The 17,873-nt window shown below is 54.1% G+C and carries 18 protein-coding genes and 1 tRNA gene; 10 read left to right on the top strand and 9 right to left on the bottom strand.

The features are described from left to right. Positions 1–41: 41 nt before the first annotated feature. Together ACN0VM_RS11815 and ACN0VM_RS11810 are read right to left on the bottom strand one after the other, a co-directional pair. Entirely contained in the window at positions 42–611 is a 570-nt protein-coding gene (locus tag ACN0VM_RS11815) for a type 1 glutamine amidotransferase domain-containing protein (RefSeq protein WP_417451089.1), read from the bottom strand. Positions 612–632: 21 nt separating this feature from the next. Beyond that, positions 633–1,115, bottom strand: coding sequence for a pyridoxamine 5'-phosphate oxidase family protein (locus ACN0VM_RS11810; RefSeq protein WP_417451088.1), 483 nt, complete (start codon positions 1,113–1,115; stop codon positions 633–635). Between the two features lie 276 nt (positions 1,116–1,391). Between ACN0VM_RS11810 and ACN0VM_RS11805 the strand changes: the two genes are divergently transcribed. Further along, complete coding sequence (locus ACN0VM_RS11805) at positions 1,392–2,579, top strand: DUF748 domain-containing protein (protein ID WP_417451087.1); 1,188 nt, start codon at positions 1,392–1,394, stop codon at positions 2,577–2,579. Here the strand turns inward: ACN0VM_RS11805 and ACN0VM_RS11800 are convergent. The 6 genes from ACN0VM_RS11800 to ACN0VM_RS11775 form a co-directional block, all read right to left on the bottom strand. Continuing rightward, positions 2,576–4,717: an efflux RND transporter permease subunit gene (locus ACN0VM_RS11800; RefSeq protein WP_417451086.1), complete on the bottom strand. Its 2,142-nt coding sequence runs from the start codon at positions 4,715–4,717 to the stop codon at positions 2,576–2,578. The genes ACN0VM_RS11805 and ACN0VM_RS11800 overlap by 4 nt on opposite strands. 148 nt (positions 4,718–4,865) lie before the next feature. Beyond that, a complete protein-coding gene (locus ACN0VM_RS11795; RefSeq protein ID WP_417451085.1) occupies positions 4,866–5,537 on the bottom strand; it encodes a hypothetical protein in 672 nt (223 codons plus the stop codon). 450 nt (positions 5,538–5,987) lie between these two features. Further along, complete coding sequence (locus ACN0VM_RS11790; RefSeq protein WP_417451084.1) at positions 5,988–6,857, bottom strand: DUF4238 domain-containing protein; 870 nt, start codon at positions 6,855–6,857, stop codon at positions 5,988–5,990. A gap of 263 nt (positions 6,858–7,120) precedes the next feature. Further along, positions 7,121–7,210, bottom strand: a tRNA-Ser gene (locus tag ACN0VM_RS11785). Between the two features lie 75 nt (positions 7,211–7,285). Further along, entirely contained in the window at positions 7,286–7,696 is a 411-nt protein-coding gene (locus tag ACN0VM_RS11780) for a thiol-disulfide oxidoreductase DCC family protein (RefSeq protein ID WP_417451083.1), read from the bottom strand. After that, a complete protein-coding gene (locus ACN0VM_RS11775; protein ID WP_417451082.1) occupies positions 7,693–9,069 on the bottom strand; it encodes an HTTM domain-containing protein in 1,377 nt (458 codons plus the stop codon). Before ACN0VM_RS11775 ends, ACN0VM_RS11780 begins: the two co-directional genes overlap by 4 nt. Positions 9,070–9,292: 223 nt before the next feature. On the opposite strand from ACN0VM_RS11775, the gene ACN0VM_RS11770 reads away from it, so the two are divergent. Together ACN0VM_RS11770 and ACN0VM_RS11765 are read left to right on the top strand one after the other, a co-directional pair. Further along, entirely contained in the window at positions 9,293–10,270 is a 978-nt protein-coding gene (locus ACN0VM_RS11770) for an NAD(P)H-dependent flavin oxidoreductase (protein WP_417451081.1), read from the top strand. A gap of 117 nt (positions 10,271–10,387) precedes the next feature. Continuing rightward, positions 10,388–11,473 carry a dipeptidase gene (locus ACN0VM_RS11765; RefSeq protein ID WP_417451080.1) on the top strand — a complete coding sequence of 362 codons (1,086 nt, stop codon included), beginning with the start codon at positions 10,388–10,390 and terminating at the stop codon, positions 11,471–11,473. 20 nt (positions 11,474–11,493) lie between these two features. Here the strand turns inward: ACN0VM_RS11765 and ACN0VM_RS11760 are convergent, their stop codons facing one another. Further along, positions 11,494–12,414, bottom strand: a complete 921-nt coding sequence (locus ACN0VM_RS11760; RefSeq protein WP_417451079.1) for a carbon-nitrogen hydrolase family protein — start codon at positions 12,412–12,414, stop codon at positions 11,494–11,496. A 280-nt stretch (positions 12,415–12,694) separates the two neighbouring features. Here ACN0VM_RS11760 and rplU point away from each other — a divergent pair, with 280 nt between their 5' ends. The 7 genes from rplU to ACN0VM_RS11725 form a co-directional block, all read left to right on the top strand. Next, the gene (rplU, locus tag ACN0VM_RS11755) at positions 12,695–13,060 is read left to right on the top strand and encodes a 50S ribosomal protein L21 (protein ID WP_417451078.1); all 366 of its coding nucleotides are present in this window, start codon (positions 12,695–12,697) and stop codon (positions 13,058–13,060) included. 32 nt (positions 13,061–13,092) lie between these two features. After that, positions 13,093–13,344, top strand: a complete 252-nt coding sequence (gene rpmA / locus ACN0VM_RS11750; RefSeq protein WP_417451077.1) for a 50S ribosomal protein L27 — start codon at positions 13,093–13,095, stop codon at positions 13,342–13,344. A gap of 183 nt (positions 13,345–13,527) precedes the next feature. Next, positions 13,528–14,601, top strand: a complete 1,074-nt coding sequence (obgE, locus tag ACN0VM_RS11745; protein WP_417451076.1) for a GTPase ObgE — start codon at positions 13,528–13,530, stop codon at positions 14,599–14,601. 12 nt (positions 14,602–14,613) lie between these two features. Then, the gene (gene proB / locus ACN0VM_RS11740; RefSeq protein ID WP_417451075.1) at positions 14,614–15,747 is read left to right on the top strand and encodes a glutamate 5-kinase; all 1,134 of its coding nucleotides are present in this window, start codon (positions 14,614–14,616) and stop codon (positions 15,745–15,747) included. 10 nt (positions 15,748–15,757) lie between these two features. Further along, positions 15,758–17,023 carry a glutamate-5-semialdehyde dehydrogenase gene (locus ACN0VM_RS11735; RefSeq protein ID WP_417451074.1) on the top strand — a complete coding sequence of 422 codons (1,266 nt, stop codon included), beginning with the start codon at positions 15,758–15,760 and terminating at the stop codon, positions 17,021–17,023. Between the two features lie 3 nt (positions 17,024–17,026). After that, positions 17,027–17,674 carry a nicotinate (nicotinamide) nucleotide adenylyltransferase gene (nadD, locus tag ACN0VM_RS11730; RefSeq protein WP_417451073.1) on the top strand — a complete coding sequence of 216 codons (648 nt, stop codon included), beginning with the start codon at positions 17,027–17,029 and terminating at the stop codon, positions 17,672–17,674. Between the two features lie 51 nt (positions 17,675–17,725). Further along, positions 17,726–17,873, top strand: a 148-nt coding sequence (locus tag ACN0VM_RS11725; protein WP_417451126.1) for an RsfS/YbeB/iojap family protein, incomplete at its 3' end; no start/stop codon positions are given.

Raw genomic sequence — 17,873 nt, 5'->3', positions numbered from 1 at the left:
CGTGACGGGGCCTTTTGTCGTTTCGGTTTTGCCGCAATTGCTTACGCCGTCTGCCCGTCATGTTTGCCTTCGCAGAACTCTTCAACCGCCTTGGCGCAAAAAGCATCGAGGTCATCGGGCTTACGGCTGGTGACCAGGCCACTATCAACCACAACTTCCTCATCGACCCATTGGCCGCCAGCGTTTTTGATGTCCGTGCGCAGGCTAGGCCAGGATGTTAGCTTGCGGCCACGCACGACGTCTGCCTCAACCAACACCCATGGGCCATGGCACACTGCAGCCACAGGTTTGGACTGTTTAAAAAACTCTTTGACGAAGGCTACAGCCTGCTCATCCACGCGCAGGCTGTCAGGGTTGTGCACACCGCCCGGCAATACAAGGCCGTTATAGTCACCGGCTTTTGCATCCTTCACCAGTTTATCAACGCTGAACTCGTCGCCAAACTTGTCATGATGCATGCCCTGAATTTTACCGTCCTTTATTGAAACCAGTTCAACCTCAGCACCGGCTTCCTGCAGGTCTTCCCACGGGCGCGTCAGCTCAACCTGTTCAAAACCATCAGTAGCCAGAAACGCAATCTTTTTGCCTTTAAGTTTGTCAGCATTTGTCATTCTTACCTCCAATCGTTTGGGTTATCCGTATTTACGGTTATCGTGCATGTCCGGTGTCTCGCCGGTCAATTTCGCCTTTGCAAGCTCATAAAGCTTGACCATCACGTTGCTTGCAGAGTCCCAGACCTCAGCTTGTGTCACTTGCACGCCCATCAACATGACATTCGGGTCCTCTTTCCCCTCAGGAAACCATGCAGAGGCTTCTGTATTCCAGAACTTGTCGATAAGCGCCTTGTCATCTGAGAATTGGACAAAACCGGAAAGGGAAACATAGGTTGAACTTGATGGGTCGGCGTAGGTCACACATACGCGATCATCGCTGGCAAACTCGCTCACCTTGTCGGATGATTTGGCAGTAAAAAACCATAACACGCCATCAAATTCATCCTGCTCGTGCCGCATGGGGCGCGCGCGGAGCATGCCTTCATCGTGGCTGGTGATCATGGCAACCTTTGTACCTTTGATATAGTCCCATATTTCTTGGGCTTGGTCTCTTGTCATCATCAGAACTTCTCCTCTCTATCATTCCGCCCTTTGTATTAATGCGGCTGGAAGCCTGCGGAACAGTAAGCTGAACGCCCGGCATGGCGTGGTACCGGACAAGTTGAAATCCTTTGATACACATGAACGGATCAGTATCCGATACCGTCGCTGGGCTGAGGCATAAAAAGGCAATAAACGACGCGCGCGAGATAGGCTTTTGATGCGACCTTTATGTCCCGGACTATCATTTCGAATGGAGAAACAAGGAGGTTTCGCGTTTGGTAAAGCTTTAATTCAATGAACAAGAATGAGGGCCTCACTGTGTCTGCCAACCCCTTGCAGTTTGTCTTGCGACACAAAATTCTCGCAGGTGTGATCATTGGTTTTGCCTTCGCTTCGATAGCCTCTCGCATCTATCTTCCCTTTTGGCTGCGAGATTATATCAACGCGGAAATCTCCCAGCTGGAAAACTACAGCGGCTCGGTAGAAAGCGTGGGAGTATCACTTTGGCGTGGGGCATATCAGATTCACGGCATGGATATCTCGAAAACAACGGGGGGCATCGATAAACCTTTCCTTTCCACCTCAAGCATTGATCTGGCGCTCGACTGGGGCTCTCTGATCAGGGGGCGAGTGGTGGCCGAGGTCGATATATATGACATTAAGTTGAACTTTGCCAAAAACCAAACCGGTCAGGGCGCAGGCTGGCCAGCCTTTGTAGATGTTATATCACCGCTGGATGTTAACAGGCTGACGGTCCATGGTGGCCGCATCGCCTACATTGATTATACCGCCGAGCCAACCATTAACCTCTATATCGAAGATATCGTGCTTTCCATTACCAACCTGCGCAACGTCAGGGATGGAGAAAACAGACTTCCCTCGCGAGTGGACGCCTATGGCACCTCAGTAGGAGGTGGTGATTTGCGCATGGGCGGCAATATGAACTTCCTCAAAGACACCCCCGATTTTGATTTTGGTCTTGAGCTGCGCGGCGCGGACCTCACAGCGTTTAATGATTATGCGCGCGAATATGCCCTTCTGGATTTCAGTAAGGGCACAGTCGGTATATTTGCAGAATTAGCGGCAGCCGATGGTCATGTTGTTGGTTACGTAAAACCGGTCGCGACTGATATTGCCCTCATCGACCTTGATCAGGATCAGAACCCGTTCAATATTTTGTGGGAGGCAGTGGCGTCGCTTTTTATTGAACTGTTCGAAAATCAACCGCAGGATCAATTTGCAGCACGCGTGCCTATTGAGGGTGATCTCGGAGACCCCGATCAAGATATGTGGGCAGCTTTCTTCAGCATCTTCAAAAACGCCTTTGGAAAAGCCTTTAGTAAGGATGAAGACGGCACGGTAAACTTCAACGACGCCTACAGGGAAGCTTCTAAGGAAGCTCAAAGCGCCCCCAGGGAAAAGCAGAATGGCTCCCCAAATAATACCGACGAAGAAGGAAAGGCAGACGACACCTCTGCCTAACCCTCCTTTTTGCGCTTATAGCCAAACTGCACAATGTAGGGAAACACCACCAGCGCCATCACAACCGCGAGCACTGCACCATAGGCGATTTCAAGTCCGAACCGCTGCGACGGCGGGAAATCTGACAAGGCAAAGACTGAAAACCCGATCATAATCGCCAGCGTTGAAACCATCGCGGGGCGAGCCTGTGTGGACAAGGCTTTTTGCCACACTCCAGCCTGTCGCATACTGCCTCCCATTTCCTTGAGGTGCCGTTTTGCGGTAACAGTCAGGTGAATCATGTCATCCACTATAAGCCCGAGACATATGTTGATCGCCGGCGAAGATATGATATCCACCGGGATGCCGAATACGCCCAGTGTGCCCAGTACAATAGCGGACACGCAAAGCGCACATATAACCACGCCTAAACAGACCATGAACGATCCGGACACAACGAACCCGATAATCCCAAACATAATAATGAGCGTAACAACACCCACTGTCATGCTGCGTGCAACAGACTCTGCCAATTCACCCTGCAGATAGTAGGTGCCGCCCGTTGCAGTTACTTCGAAACCGTATTTGAGAGGAATTTCTTCAATATCCGCCACGATGGGCAGTCGATCTCTGTTCCTGCCGTTTTCTTTCATCCGCAACATAAACAGCGCCTGCGTCCTGTCTTCTGTGACAAAGCTTTTGGCAACCGCGCCGTATTCAGGTTTTGACAGTATGTCCAGCAGCACATTCCATGGCAGCAGGCTCCCCAGCCAATGCTCATCACCCTCAGCCATGATCACCGGCAGGGAAATCACCGAACCAACAGAAGGATGCTCCGAGAAGGCTGTCTGCAAACGCCACATGCGGTCATAGGCTTCACTTTCGTCAAGCTTTTCCAGGTTTTCACTGCGCACGACAACAAGGAGCGGGTTACTGCCACCATTTTCGTCGACATAAAATATACCTTCATGCAGCTCCGAATCTTCCTTGAAGTAGGACAGCAGACTTGGGTCTGTATCCAGGGCCGTAAATCCGGGCACGCCAAGGCCGATCGCCGCAGCAAATGTCACTAGGGAAATTACAACAGGGGCACGTTTGAACGACCTCGCTTTTTTTATCACCTTTGGCGATGTATCTTTATCTTTAACGCCCTCATGCAGGAACGCCGGGAAGATGAGATATGCGCACATGAGAGCCGAAAGCGCTCCGATGGTGCCGCCGACACCCAGTTGGTTAAGAGGCTTGGCCTCCACGAACACGAGGCTGAAAAAGCCGAGCAGTGTTGTCAGTGCCGCCCAGCCAGATGCGGGCAAGGTGTGTGCAATTGTACCCCACCGCCTTTGGGCCGTGTTTTCCCCCTCCTCGTTTTGCCAGTTTGATGTGAGAAAAATCACATGCGACAAGGTTAACACAAAGACAATAATACCGAGGTTCGCGGTCAGGATGCCGATGGAAATTCCCATTAGGCTTTGTATTGTCAGCGTCAGCATTGCAGCAGAGGCACACGCAACTAGTGCCCCTACCACAACCCTGATGGACCGAAAAATTGCAAAGAGGACAAGGGCGCTCAACAAAATGGCGCCTGAGGTGAAGTTTTTCATATCCCGGGTGAGATTGCGGCGAATCTGCTCCACAATGTAAGGCAAACCGGAGATGCGGATATCGAACCACCGGTTCTTTTCTTCGTCCGCGATTTTTTCCACCTGGCGGACCAGAGGAGCAAACTCTTCTGTATCGACAAAAGCAATTACAAAGCTGGACTTCTCTTCCTCACCAATCAGCAAGCGACGCCAAAGCGGATTTTCGCGGGCGGCCTCAAGGTCATCAGGGCCGCTTGTAATGCTCTGCACATCTGTAACGCCCTCAATCGCCTTGACCCTGTTGGTAATGCTACCTATTTTTTCAATGAAATTGGGGTCGGCAATGCTGCCCGCCGTGGTGACATTCAGCAAAATCTGCTGCTGCGCCGGGAAGACATCCCTGATGGTCTGGTTTTTCTGGAAAATCTCGCTATCGGACGAAAAAAAGAAATCCGGTGTGATCTTGGGCTCAAGGTTAACCTTGAGGAAAAACGCGGCCACGATAAACACCACAAAAATGGGTGCCCAAATGGGTGAATATTTACCGATCACCCCCCCGGTTGAAGATTCTTCCGCCACACTCGCCCCCTTGCGTTGGTGTGTTTCCCATCATCCACATCCGGCCGAAAGTGGATAGCATAATGCGCCCGAATTCCCTGTACCGGGGCGCCAAAAGATGCCGGACAGCAACGCTGCCCGGCACCTATGAGATGGTTATGCTCCAAGCCTACCCTTGGGTCAGAACCGTGATTTTAGCAGAGACGATCTGTTCGCCGATACCAGCAACTTCATCGTCCATCACGCCGGTAACCGTAACCTTCTGACCCTGCTTTACCGTCAGTGGCTGCGAAGGGTGTACATCAATGGTCTCACCACTACGACCACGCAGCTTGAAGCTGTTATCTTCGATGTCGACTTCGTCAACCGTGCCAGAGATGGTTACCATACCTTCATCCGGAAGAGCATCGACCGTATCGAACTCAGTCTCGGATGAACTGAAGTTAACGGTACTTTCCAGCGATGCCTCAAGGCTGGTATGCCTGTCATCAGCAGCATGGGCCATTTCATCGGCGGCATCAATTACAGTCACACTGGTCGCGTCGATTTCCTGACCGAAACCTGCGAGCTCATCGTCCATCATGCCGACGATAGTAACCCGGTCACCTTCCTTGATGGTGAGGGCAGTCATTGCCTCAACATCGATAGTTTTACCGTGACCATCACGGATCGTGAACTCGGTGTTACTGTCTACGTCGTCTACAGTGGCTGTGATCATCACCTTGCCCTTCTCAGGCAGTTGCTCGATCATCGAATATTCTTTGTCACCAGCCAACGCCGCACCAGATGCAGCAAACATGAAACCGGCAGTTACAAGAGCAGTTGTAGATTTATAAAGCATCGCTTTTCTCCTTCTGTCATTCACGCGCTCATCGTCTTCGGTGGTATATGCCATGAGCACGTGAGCTGAGTTAAAGCTATCGGCGACAGAGTCAGAATTCGATGGGAACAGATATGGGCGAATGCTAAGAAAGCATAAAGACGGACGAAAGACGCCGGAAAACACGGAAAGTAAGGCGAGATAACGGCCATAAACCGACCAACATCCGGCGCAGAAACGGCGAAAAAGCGGCCGGCAGCTGTTCGGCCGGCACGCGGCAAGTAATAAAAGGAATAAACGGCGGAGAGTGAGGCTTTTAGCACGCCAAATATTATCAATGATTTAGATTTTTAGCCCCACATTTAGACCCACAGCCTGGCAGAGCATGCGCGCATTATAATATATTGATATTAAAGGCTTTTCGAACTCCATTCTAGGAATCGCACTCTTTTGGGCCCCTCAGTCATATTCTTAGCCGTTGCCCGTAGCTGTGCGTCCTTGTGACCGATTTAGAAAAAAGCGCCGCGGCCGGTCATTTCTCGCGTAGACCCTTTTTCTAGCCTGATAGAAAGAGGACTCATTTAGCAGCGAAGCCAGTCCTTTGGGGTCCTGTTTCCTCAATAGGCCAGCAACTTTATCAGACTTCGCCGCAATGAAGGCTTTTTGAGGAGAAATGGGAAGCGCCAGAATTGTGTCAGGCTCCGATATACCCTTTGTAAGAATACAAGGCCGGTCCGATAACACGAGATCAAAACCTACTCCTGAAAAATCCCACAGCCACCATTTCATGTCACAGATCGCCTGCCCCGCTTTCACACTACCAGCGATTTCGTGATAAAAGGAAAGCCCAAAGTTCTCAATTAGGCCCGGAAAATTTTGTTCGGTGAAATCCAGCAAGCAAGCCGGGGCATTCTCGAGTGCCAACTCGTCGTATTCTTCGGGTGCATTTTGTAATGAGCCGATCAACACATCAGCAGCCTGTGCCTTTAGGGCGTGTATAATGTCTGGTTGCCGCGCCAATAGGCAGGTAAGGAAACGCACCCACTCTATTCTATCTTCCGACGAAAGCGACTTGAAACCTTGTTCAATCAGTTTCTGGTGAATTTTTGCAGCTTTATCGTCAATTGCCATATGAAAGCGCGTTTCGAGGTCCTGCTTTTGCATCCCCGCAATTTCGTTCTTTGATAGAGCGTAAAGATCGTCTTCGTATCCTGTAAATTTAGTACCTGTACGTTTCGAAGGATATCGAGGAAGGTCCAACCTAAACACCTCAAGCTTGCTGTCGGCGGCTTCGCCAACCCACGAGCGCAGGAGAAACTGCGGTACGAAATGATGCTTCATATAACACTCATGTTAAATGCAATCGGGCTTCTTAACCACCCTGCGATTAATGCTTCCACTTTCCAAGTGCCAGTCAACCCATGGAACGGCCGCCCTTCTACCTCCCTAGATTTTCATGCAAGATCGCAAAAACAGGCATTTTCCAGACCCACAAATGTGTTGGCCTGAGTGAGGTTTATTGAAGTGTCTTGGCAAACGCTAGAAAATAAACCGCAGAAATCTGCGGATTCTGGGCATTTCTAAAATTTCTTAGCTGAAAATAATGGCGGAGAGTGAGGGATTCGAACCCTCGGTACGCTTGCACGCACAACGGTTTTCGAGACCGCCCCATTCGACCGCTCTGGCAACTCTCCGCATAAGGGGCATGGCCGCACCATGGGTGCGGCAGCGGCGCGCACCCTACTCCAAGCCCCTACCCCTTTCAAGCGCTAATCTTCCGAAAGGTCGAGGAAATATTTTCGCACACTCTCAGTCGGTATCTGGCAGGCGTCAGTACGGCCAAACCAGCGGTAGCGATTGCGGCCGATACAATTATACACTGCGTCCCTCAGTGGCTTTGGCAAAATAAGGAAAACCGTCATCAACCGCCAGGGGAAGCCCAGGTATCCGCATATGCGCAGCGCAGCACTTGATCGGTCATGAAGCTTGCCATCCGCAATCAGATATATGGTATCAAGCTTGGACTGAACGCCAAACCCAGCTAAAAGGCGCGCCGCAACGGTGGACTGGATGGACGCAAAACGCAGTTTGTTGTCCGTGTCACGGGCGAGCACAAAGCGCACACTGTCATTGCACAGATTGCACACACCGTCATAAAGCATAACGGGCGCCTCGCTCATGGAATCACCCTCTGTGTGCGGTCCTCTGAATAAGGTTCAATCCAGTCATCCTGCCGCAGGAAGGTGCGCTTCACCCCCGCGAGGTCACGGTCAGGCGCAATGAAACGCTCCATCGGCCGACCATTTACTGACACAAAGGACTGCACAAAAACCTGCACATCCTGCACAGCATGATGTTGGTGCCAATAGTCCCGGAGATAATGGGCAAACTCAAGGATCATATCAGGTCTGGCCACCATCTTGCGCACCTGCCTGTTGTCGAGAAAGTCGTCAAGGTCAACGTGCCAGCGCTTCTCCGACCGCGGGTCCACCAAAATGAATGCGATCTCGCCCTCCTTGTCCCTCAGCTTCATGCGCCATGAAAAGCGGTGCCCCTGCTCGTTCCACGCCACAGTGCCGTCATATATATAGGGCCTGAGCGGCAGCAGTGCCTGCGAGGTCAGCCACAAACAGAAGAATACGGTCACCACCGGCCGCACATGAAACGGCGCGCCAAGTTCTGGCAGGCGCGCGGCTTGATGGCCTGCAAGGCCAAATAGCTTTCGCGGCCATGACGCATCCAGGAACAAAAGCGTGCCCGCAATAGTGAGCCATGGGAAAATACCGATCTGCCATAAAAAATGGTTGGAAACATGGAAACCAGCATAGATGAAAAATACCAACACCCGCACGCGCGGCACCAAAAGAAGCGGTGCGCCGACGATGTGCAACAATGCAGCGGCCCACGCCGCAGCGACCCCAAAATCAGCGGACCGCAGAAGGTCTGCGATAATGCCGGAAAAATCTTCCGCGTCTTTTGCCAGCCAGTCATGCAGCGGCAGACCGCGCAGCCAGTCGCCATTCAGTTTCACGAGCCCGGCCCACAAAAGCATGATTTCCATCTGCCCGCGTGCGAGCCACAAGGCCCATGCGGGCATGGCGTCAGACCCCACCACGCGCCCTAGCATACGGTCAAGCGACCAAGTGCGGTGGGCGGGCACAACAACAAGAATGAAAGCCAGCAGGATGGTGAAATAAAAATGGTTCAGATACTGCGCTTTATCGAGCAGGAAGATATAGCTGAACAGTATCAAAAGACCTGTCGCGGCGACACGGTAAAAAAGCCCGACCATGACCAGAAAGGCGCATACTGCCAACAGCTTGGTTACCCAAAACATCAGGAGTGGCGGCAATGGGTCGACCCAACCAAAACCATGATAGCTAAAGCGAAAGGCCGGAAAGAGAAACTTATCCGCTATCCAGTTATGGGCGTCATAACGCCAGGCTTCATAGAGGATAACTGCACCAAACAGGATACGAAAGGCGGCGAGCGATGCACCGTCAACCGGCGCAAATAGCTTCCGCTGCCAACCCCTTAGCCTGTTGCTGACCATATACCCAACCCTGTTGCCAACCCCGGTTACGTGTCAGCATTCTGCCTAGCATGGCATTCTGCCCTTGGCCAGAAGGAGCTATATCCGCCCGATACTGTCATTATTTACTGGACTATATAGTCCAAGAAACTATTTTCGCCCTGAGGCAAGTTGACGTACGCGGCAATCACGCTACCGTCACGCTCAAGACAAGGTTATTTCAAAGGTAAGGGACGGCACAGACATGGCGCTACCGAAACAGTTTTCAAATTTGCGGATTCCGGTGATCGGGTCCCCGCTTTTTATCATTTCGAACCCCGATCTGGTGATTGCGCAATGTAAAGCCGGTATCGTCGGCTCGTTCCCCGCGCTCAACGCGCGCCCGGCGCATGTGCTTGAGGAATGGCTTAAGCGCATCACCGAGGAGCTGGACGCCTATAATCAGGCCAACCCTGACAAACCGGCCGCCCCTTTCGCCGTGAACCAGATTGTGCACAAGTCAAACGAACGCCTGATGCATGACGTTGAGATGTGCGTGAAATATAAAGTGCCGCTGATCATCACCTCGCTTGGCGCGGTTAAGGAAGTCAACGACGCGGCGCATTCCTATGGTGGTATCGTTATGCATGACGTCATCAACAACCGCTTCGCCAAAAAGGCCATCGAAAAAGGCGCGGATGGCCTGATCGCCGTAGCTGCTGGCGCTGGTGGGCACGCAGGCACCCTGTCGCCTTTCGCACTCATTCAGGAAATTCGTGAGTGGTTTGATGGCCCGCTCGCGCTCTCGGGCTCCATCGCCACGGGCGGTGCTGTGCTTGCAGCCCAAGCCATGGGCGCAGACTTCGGCTATATCGGCTCCGCCTTTATCGCGACGGAAGAAGCCAACGCGGATGAGCGTTACAAGCAGGCGATTGTTGACTATGGCGCCGATGACATCATCTATTCGAACCTCTTCACCGGGGTGCATGGCAACTATCTTGCGCCTTCCATTGAGGCTGCGGGCCTTGACCCCCGCAACCTGCCGGAAAGCGATCCGTCCAAGATGAGCTTTGGCTCCGGCGGCAGTGAAAAATCCAAGGCCTGGAAAGATATCTGGGGCTGTGGCCAGGGTATTGGCGCTGTGAAGGAAATTGTGCCTGCCGCCAAGATGGTTGAGCGCTTGGCGAACGAATATTTCGCCGCCAAGGAACGCCTCACAGGCTTCGCCAAAGCGGCTGAATAAACTTAACAAGAGACAAGACAAAGAGGGCGGCATGAGTCGCCCTTGTTTCATACCCCTTGACACACAGCAGCCTGCCGCCGAACCTGACGAGGGAAACACACTAGGGGGTAGACGATAATGCAGTTTGATCGCCGCACTTTTTTAGCCAGTGCCGCAGCCGCCAGCGCTGCTGCACTCACGCCGCGGGCAGCCTTTGCAGCCGCAGGAACCGACTTCAAGGCGCTCTATGACAATGCCATTGTCGTAGACACCCTGAGTTTTGCGCGCAAGTGGGATGATGAAGAATATGCCGCTGTCGAACAGTCGGGCTACACGGGCATTATTACCAGCCTGAACCGGAAGTCGCTCAAGGTCGCTCTGGATGAACTGCTGGCATGGCACCAGCGCGTGGATGAGCACCCGGAGCGCTATATGTTCGCGCTCAAGGCCGACGATTTTCTGGAAGCCAAAAAAACCGGCCGTCTGGCGGTGATGATGAATTTCCAGAACGCCACCATGCTCGAAGGAGATGTCGATAATATCGATATCCTTTACGAGATGGGCATGCGTTGTTTTCAATTGACCTACAATAGCCGGAACCTTGTCGGCGATGGCAGTACAGAACGCACCAACGTCGGCTTATCCGACTTTGGTGTCGCCGTCGTTGAGCGCATGAACAAGCTGGGCATTCTGGTTGACGTCTCGCACTCAGGCAAACAGACCACCCTTGACGCCATTGCTGTCTCGCAAAAGCCCATCGCCTTCACCCACACTATGTGTGAAAGCCTGCGCCCCGGCCATCCGCGCGCCAAAGAAGATGACGCGCTGAAAAAACTTGCCGATAAAGGCGGTGTGGCAGGCATCGCGGCGCTCGGCTATTTTCTTGGCAAAAAGCCAGGCACTGAGACCACGATTGAAACCTATGCCGACCACATCGACCATGCGGTGAAGGTTATGGGCATTGACCATGTTGGCCTTGCCACCGACTTCCCGGTGCGCGGTATCGCCAGTTGGGCCACCCGCGAGAACTGGTATGAGCCCCGGCTCAAAAGCTTCAAGCCAGTGTATGACGTGCAGTGGCCGTCATGGATCCCTGAGCTGGACACACCTGACCGCTTCCGCAACGTGCTACCTATTCTGGAGCGGCGGGGCTATTCCACGGGCGATATGGAAAAACTGCTGGGCCAGAACTGGATGCGGCTGTTCCGGGACACACTGGGCTGACCATTTGCTCTGGTTAAGGTTTAATCCACCACCTTTAATGGCTTTTCATTGACCGAAAGGTGGAAGACATCGGGGCGCGCATAGTGCCCCACTACATCAAGGTCATATTTTCCCCGGATGATCTCGCCCCGGTCCATCTCGGCGAGTTGAATAATCTCCCGGCCAAAAACAGGCGCGGCCAGCACCTCGCCCATCGGGGAGATGATGCAACTACCGCCCGCGATCAGCACCGTGTCGGGCGCATCGCCCTGAACGGGATGATAGTCTGCCGGGCCGTCAGCCCTCACAAGATACTGGCACGCGGAAAGCACAAAACAGCGTCCCTCAAGCGCGATGGTCTGCATGGTGGGCAACCACACCGCCCGGTCATCCACGGTGGGCGCACAGTAAAACTCAACACCCTTGCCGTACATCGCCAGCCTCAGTTGCGGCATGTAGTTCTCCCAGCAGATGGCACCACCCAGTGTGCCGATATCCGTTTTCGGTGCCGCTAGGGTGGAGCCGTCTCCAAAACCCCAGACCACCCGCTCCAGCGCTGTCGGCATCAGTTTCCGGTGTTTACCTATCAGCGCACCGCTTGGCGCATAATAGAGTGACGAACAATATAGCGTGCCGCCATCGCGCTCCACCACACCAACAACAAGAAATACACCTGACGCGGCAACAATTTTGCCGATGGCGTCTGCATCGGGCCCGGGTACAGTGATCGCCTGTTCGGCATAGCGCTTGAACATATCCCGGCCCTCGGCGCTGCGGGAGCCAAGATGCACACCAAAATCAAGCCCCTTCGGATAGCCGCCAACAAAAGCCTCCGGCAATACCACCAGCTTTGCGCCCCGTCGCGCTGCATCCCCGACCAGATCAGCAAGCTTCTCAAAGGTCTTCTTCTTGTCAAACAGCGGGGTGCCAGCCTGCACCACCGCCCCAACTACCGTATCCATTGTTTATCTCCTCGGCTCTTATCTATAACCTGTATCGCCAAGTGGGGGTTGTCCAATGAAACATGGCGCAGCTTCAGCGTAGCCAGCCAAGCCCTCAGCCGCTTAATTTATTGACTCATTCGCTCATATCCGTATATTGCGCGCGAGTTGGCGGAAGGCATCGATTCCTTTCCGCCGCTTTTGCTTTGAAAAAAGCCAGCGGAAACCGCCCAAAGTGTGGGACGTTTCAAAGGGTTTGGTCCACCCGGTTGTCTGCGGCGTACATTAGAAAGGAACATTTATGTTCGCAGTCGTAAAGACAGGCGGTAAGCAGTACCGTGTTGCCGAAGGCGACGTTATCAAGGTTGAAAAGCTTGATGGCGAAGTTGGCAAAAACATTAGCCTCGACGAAATCCTTATGGTTGGCGACGACAAGGGCATCAAAGTTGGTGAGCCACTTGTAAAAGGCGCCAAAGTGACCTTCGAGGTACTGGAGCAAAAGAAAGACAAGAAGATCATCGTCTTCAAAAAGAAGCGCCGTCAGAACTATCGCCGTAAAAAAGGCCATCGCCAGGAAATTACGGTTCTGCGTGTGACGAAGATCGCTGGCGCAGCTGCCAAGAAAGCAGCGCCGAAGAAGAAGACTGAAGAAGCAGCGGCTGAGTAAGACACGGCCCGATTAGATAAAGGAGTACTCTGATGGCTCATAAAAAAGCTGGTGGTAGTTCCCGTAACGGTCGTGACAGTGCTGGTCGCCGTTTGGGTGTAAAAAAATTCGGTGGTGAAGCGGTTCTTGCGGGCAATATCATTGTTCGTCAGCGCGGCACCAAAGTATATCCGGGTGAAAACGTAGGCATGGGTAAAGACCACACCCTCTTCGCATTGACCGAAGGCCACGTAAAATTCTCCAAAGGCCGGGGCGGTCGCGCCTTCGTCTCCATCGAGAATTAATCCCCGGCATACATGCCGTTGATTTTGGAGAAGGCGGGCTCTCGGGTCCGCCTTTTTCCGTGAAAATGCCAAACTAAGAACAACAAGCCGGTGCAAAAACATTGCACCAAACTCTAGAAATTATTGCGGGTACCAGGCGCCATGTGCCTTTCCCACATCCTTGTGATCTGATAAAAGCGGCCCATGAAATTTGTAGACCAGACCAGAATTTTCATCCAAAGCGGTAAGGGCGGCAACGGCTGTGTTTCCTTCCGACGGGAAAAGTTTGTCGAATTCGGCGGGCCAAACGGCGGTGACGGCGGCAAAGGTGGCGATGTCATCGTGGAAGCTGTCACTGGTCTGAATACCCTTGTGGACTACCGCTACAAGCGCCACCACAAGGCGCAAAAGGGCCAGCACGGCATGGGCAAAAACATGACCGGCGCTAATGGTCAGGACCTTGTACTCAAGGTACCTGTCGGCACACAGATTTTTGACGAAGACAAGGAATTCCTGATCGCGGACCTCGCCAAGGTTGGCGACCGTGTGATCCTGGCCAAGGGTGGTCATGGCGGGCTTGGTAATACGCACTTCAAATCGAGTACCAACCGGGCACCGCGCCGCACCACACCAGGCGGCGAAGCCGAAGAAATGTACGTTGTCTTCCGCCTGAAACTGATCGCTGACGCTGGTCTTCTCGGCATGCCAAATGCTGGTAAATCCACTTTCCTCAGCGTTGTCTCCCGCGCCAAACCAAAAATCGCCGATTACCCCTTCACAACGATCGCACCGCAGCTTGGTGTGGTGGGTGTTGGCGAAAGCGAATTTGTCCTTGCGGACATCCCCGGCCTGATCGAAGGCGCAAGCGAAGGTGTTGGCCTTGGCACGCGGTTCCTTGGCCATGTGGAGCGCTGCGGCGTGCTATTGCACCTCATCGACGGCACACAAGAGGATGTTGTCGGCGCCTATGAGACCATTATGGCTGAGCTTGAGCAATACGGCGGCGACCTGATTGATAAACCGATAATCATCGGCCTTAACAAATGCGACGCCGTGGAAGAGGAAGAGCTTGAGGAAAAGCGCCTCGCGCTGCAGAACGCCTCCGGCCAGCCGGTGATGACCCTTTCCGGCGTGACCCGCGAAGGTGTCAAAGAAGTGCTGTCTGCCCTGTGGGATGTAGTCAGGGAAGACAAAGTCAAGCGTGCCACTGAAGACGAAGGCCACACAAGCAATGACGACGACAGCCCGGCAACCGGCGACGAGTGGTCCCCCATCTAAGGCTTGTCCGTCATGACCCCGCTTTCGGCCCCTGCAACTGTTGAGAAATCCCGCCGCCTTGTGATCAAGATCGGCTCGGCCCTCCTTGTGGACAGCGAGACCGGGCAACTGCGCACAGCGTGGCTGGAAGCGCTGGCAAAAGATGTCGCACGGCTGAAAGCGCGCGGCATACAGGTTCTTCTCGTATCCTCGGGTGCGATTGCCATGGGCCTTGAGCCTCTTGGTTTTAGTCGCCGTCCTGCCCGTCTTGAAGAAGCGCAGGCTGCGGCTGCGGTCGGTCAAATTCGCCTTGCCCAGGCATATCAAAGCCTTTTTGGTGCCGAAGGCATGGTCATTGGCCAGATTTTGCTGACCATTCATGACCTTGAGAACCGCCCCAGTTACCTTAACGCCCGCAATACCGTGGAAGCACTGGTGGAACGTGGTGTTATTCCTGTCATCAACGAAAATGACACGGTTGCCACGGCAGAAATCCGTTTCGGTGATAATGACCGCCTGGCCGCCCGTGTGGCCCAAATGGCAAACGCTGATACGCTCATCCTGCTTAGCGACATTGACGGACTTTACGAAAGTGATCCGCGCACAAACGATCACGCGCGCTTCCTCGACCGTGTTGATGCCATCACACCGGAAGTTGAAGCCATGGCAGGCCCTCCCGCCGCCATCACCCCCGGCACCGGCGGCATGATCACCAAACTAAAAGCGGCCAAGATCGCCCTCGCGGGAGGTTGTTCCATGATCATCATGAACGGCCATGCGAACCAGCCAATTACCCGACTTGAAGCCGGCGAACGCTCAACTCTTTTCCCGGCGACCACCGACCCGTTGACCGTGCGCAAGCAGTGGATCGCCTCCCTGATGGCACCCAAAGGTTTCCTTCATGTAGACGCCGGTGCTGTGAAGGCGCTCAAACAAGGGGCAAGCCTGTTGCCTGCGGGTGTGAAAGAAGTAGACGGTGCCTTCGAACGGGGGGACCTTGTTGCATTTATTGGCCCCGACGGCCACATTGTCGGACAAGGCCTCGCATCCTATAGCGCCGCGCACGCATTTTTAATGCAGGGCCGTACGATGCAGGACGCTTATGAGGTGCTTGGCCATGTGGGCCGCTCCGCGCTCATCCACCGCGACGACCTCGTTTTACTTTAAGGAGACCATCATGGACGACACACAAAACATTCCCGAAATGATGGCCGAGATGGGCAGGAAAGCCAAAGCCGCCGCGCGGGAGCTTGCCCTTGCCAGTACGGACGCCAAAAACACGGCCCTGCGCACGGCCGCCGCCAAGCTCAGAACAAATGCAAAAGATATTATAAAAGCAAATGCTGACGATATTGAATTTGCCAGGAATAAAGGCATTTCCGACGCCATGATTGACCGCCTTGTGCTGAACAAGGACCGCATCAAGGCCATTGCCAAGGGCCTTGAGGATATAGCAGCACTCAAGGACCCGGTCGGGGACGTGATCGGCGCGTGGGACCGCCCCAACGGCCTGAACATCGCCCGTGTGCGCGTGCCACTGGGTGTGATTGGTGTCATATACGAAAGCCGTCCCAATGTGACTGCGGATGCAGGTGCCCTGTGCCTCAAGGCTGGCAATGCCGTCATCCTGCGCGGTGGCAGTGAAAGCCTGAATTCAAGCCGTGCGATCCATGACTGCCTTGTGGCGGGACTAAAGGAAGCCGGACTGCCCGAAGACGCCATCCAGCTTGTACCCACACGCGACCGCGCGGCCGTGGGAGAGATGCTTACAATGTCTGGCGTGATTGATATTATCGTGCCACGGGGTGGGCGATCCCTTGTCGAGCGTGTACAAAACGAGAGCCGCGTCCCGGTCTTCGCGCACCTTGAAGGCATCTGCCACGTTTATATCGACGGTGCTGCCGACCCGAGCAAGGCCAAAGACATTGCCGTCAACGCCAAAATGCGGCGCACCGGCATTTGTGGCGCGGCAGAAACCCTGCTGGTAGACCGGGGCGCCGAAGCCATTGCGATTTTTGTGATAGGCGCGCTTCTTGACGCAGGCTGTGAGGTCCGCGGTGACGCTGACATGCAGATGCTGGATGATCGGGTGAAGCCCGCATCAGACGACGACTGGAACACCGAATATCTGGATGCCATCATTTCAGCCCGCTTTGTCGACGGTGTCGAGGGTGCCATCACGCATATCGCGGAGCATTCCTCAGGCCACACCGAAAGCATTATCACCGAAGATGCCCGCGCCGCCGCTCAGTTCCTGAGCGAGGTCGACAGTGCAATCGTGATGCACAATGCCTCAACACAGTTCGCCGACGGTGGCGAGTTTGGTATGGGCGCCGAAATCGGCATCGCCACCGGACGCATTCATGCGCGCGGCCCGGTGGGGCTGGAACAACTCACCAGCTTCAAATATCAGGTCCGTGGTGACGGCCAGACAAGACCTTGAGATTTGACCTCCCGGCCCTCATATACGCTTTTGCCTGAAGCCGCGCGCTGGCGCGGGCGTACAGTGGCGCTTTACGGCGGCAGCTTCAACCCGGCGCATAAAGGACATCGGCGCGTCGCCCGCGAGTGCCTGAAGCGGCTGGAGGTAGACGCGATCTGGTTCATGATCAGCCCCGGCAACCCGCAAAAGGCCGACGATACCATGGCGGCTTTCAACCGCCGATGCGAAAGCGTGAGTATGATGGTAGGCCATCATCCACGCATGATTGTAACCGATGTCGAGAAACGTCTCGGCACACGTTACAGCGCAGACACAATAACGGCGCTCCAGCGCGCCATGCCGAAAACCCGGTTTATCTGGGTGATGGGGGCAGATAATCTTGCCGCCTTCCATAGCTGGCACCGCTGGAAAGACATTGCCACGTCGCTTCCCATTGCGGTTTTTGACCGTCCGGGGTATGCTGTCCGTGGGTTAAACAGCCGGTTCGCCAAGTGTTTTGCTCAGTTTCGTAAAACACCTCAGGAACTTAAGGCTTCCCGGTCACCGGCTTGGGCGTTCGTGACAATGCCACGTCACCCCGCCTCGGCCACGCAGGCTCGTCAGCTTCTCGGTAAAAAATGGCTGTCGGGTTTTGATAGAAAGGAAAATTAGTTGCAGGCATCATCGGAGACGCTTGGCGTCACTGAACCTCACCAGGCCCTAGTGGCCGAGGACATCTTGAAAATAGCGGTTTCCAACCTTGACGACAACAAGGCTGAAGAAATCACTTCCATCAATCTGGCAGGTAAATCCAGCATCGCTGATTATATGGTCATTGCGAGCGGTCGCTCGCAGCGCCAAGTGTCTGCGC

The sequence above is a fragment of the Kordiimonas sp. genome, assembly GCF_048260245.1.
In the GTDB taxonomy this organism is placed as follows: Bacteria; Pseudomonadota; Alphaproteobacteria; order Sphingomonadales; family Kordiimonadaceae; genus Kordiimonas.
The sequence above is the reverse complement of the archived record's forward strand: the minus strand, read 5'-3'. Positions and strand labels throughout refer to the sequence as shown.

Coding starts and splice junctions, on each gene's coding strand:
- ACN0VM_RS11815 (WP_417451089.1), bottom strand. CDS start 611: ATGACAAATGCTGACAAACTTAAAGGCAAAAAGATTGCGTTTCTGGCT.
- ACN0VM_RS11810 (WP_417451088.1), bottom strand. CDS start 1,115: ATGATGACAAGAGACCAAGCCCAAGAAATATGGGACTATATCAAAGGT.
- ACN0VM_RS11805 (WP_417451087.1), top strand. CDS start 1,392: ATGAACAAGAATGAGGGCCTCACTGTGTCTGCCAACCCCTTGCAGTTT.
- ACN0VM_RS11795 (WP_417451085.1), bottom strand. CDS start 5,537: ATGCTTTATAAATCTACAACTGCTCTTGTAACTGCCGGTTTCATGTTT.
- ACN0VM_RS11790 (WP_417451084.1), bottom strand. CDS start 6,857: ATGAAGCATCATTTCGTACCGCAGTTTCTCCTGCGCTCGTGGGTTGGC.
- ACN0VM_RS11780 (WP_417451083.1), bottom strand. CDS start 7,696: ATGAGCGAGGCGCCCGTTATGCTTTATGACGGTGTGTGCAATCTGTGC.
- ACN0VM_RS11775 (WP_417451082.1), bottom strand. CDS start 9,069: ATGGTCAGCAACAGGCTAAGGGGTTGGCAGCGGAAGCTATTTGCGCCG.
- ACN0VM_RS11770 (WP_417451081.1), top strand. CDS start 9,293: ATGGCGCTACCGAAACAGTTTTCAAATTTGCGGATTCCGGTGATCGGG.
- ACN0VM_RS11765 (WP_417451080.1), top strand. CDS start 10,388: ATGCAGTTTGATCGCCGCACTTTTTTAGCCAGTGCCGCAGCCGCCAGC.
- ACN0VM_RS11760 (WP_417451079.1), bottom strand. CDS start 12,414: ATGGATACGGTAGTTGGGGCGGTGGTGCAGGCTGGCACCCCGCTGTTT.
- rplU (WP_417451078.1), top strand. CDS start 12,695: ATGTTCGCAGTCGTAAAGACAGGCGGTAAGCAGTACCGTGTTGCCGAA.
- rpmA (WP_417451077.1), top strand. CDS start 13,093: ATGGCTCATAAAAAAGCTGGTGGTAGTTCCCGTAACGGTCGTGACAGT.
- obgE (WP_417451076.1), top strand. CDS start 13,528: ATGAAATTTGTAGACCAGACCAGAATTTTCATCCAAAGCGGTAAGGGC.
- proB (WP_417451075.1), top strand. CDS start 14,614: ATGACCCCGCTTTCGGCCCCTGCAACTGTTGAGAAATCCCGCCGCCTT.
- ACN0VM_RS11735 (WP_417451074.1), top strand. CDS start 15,758: ATGGACGACACACAAAACATTCCCGAAATGATGGCCGAGATGGGCAGG.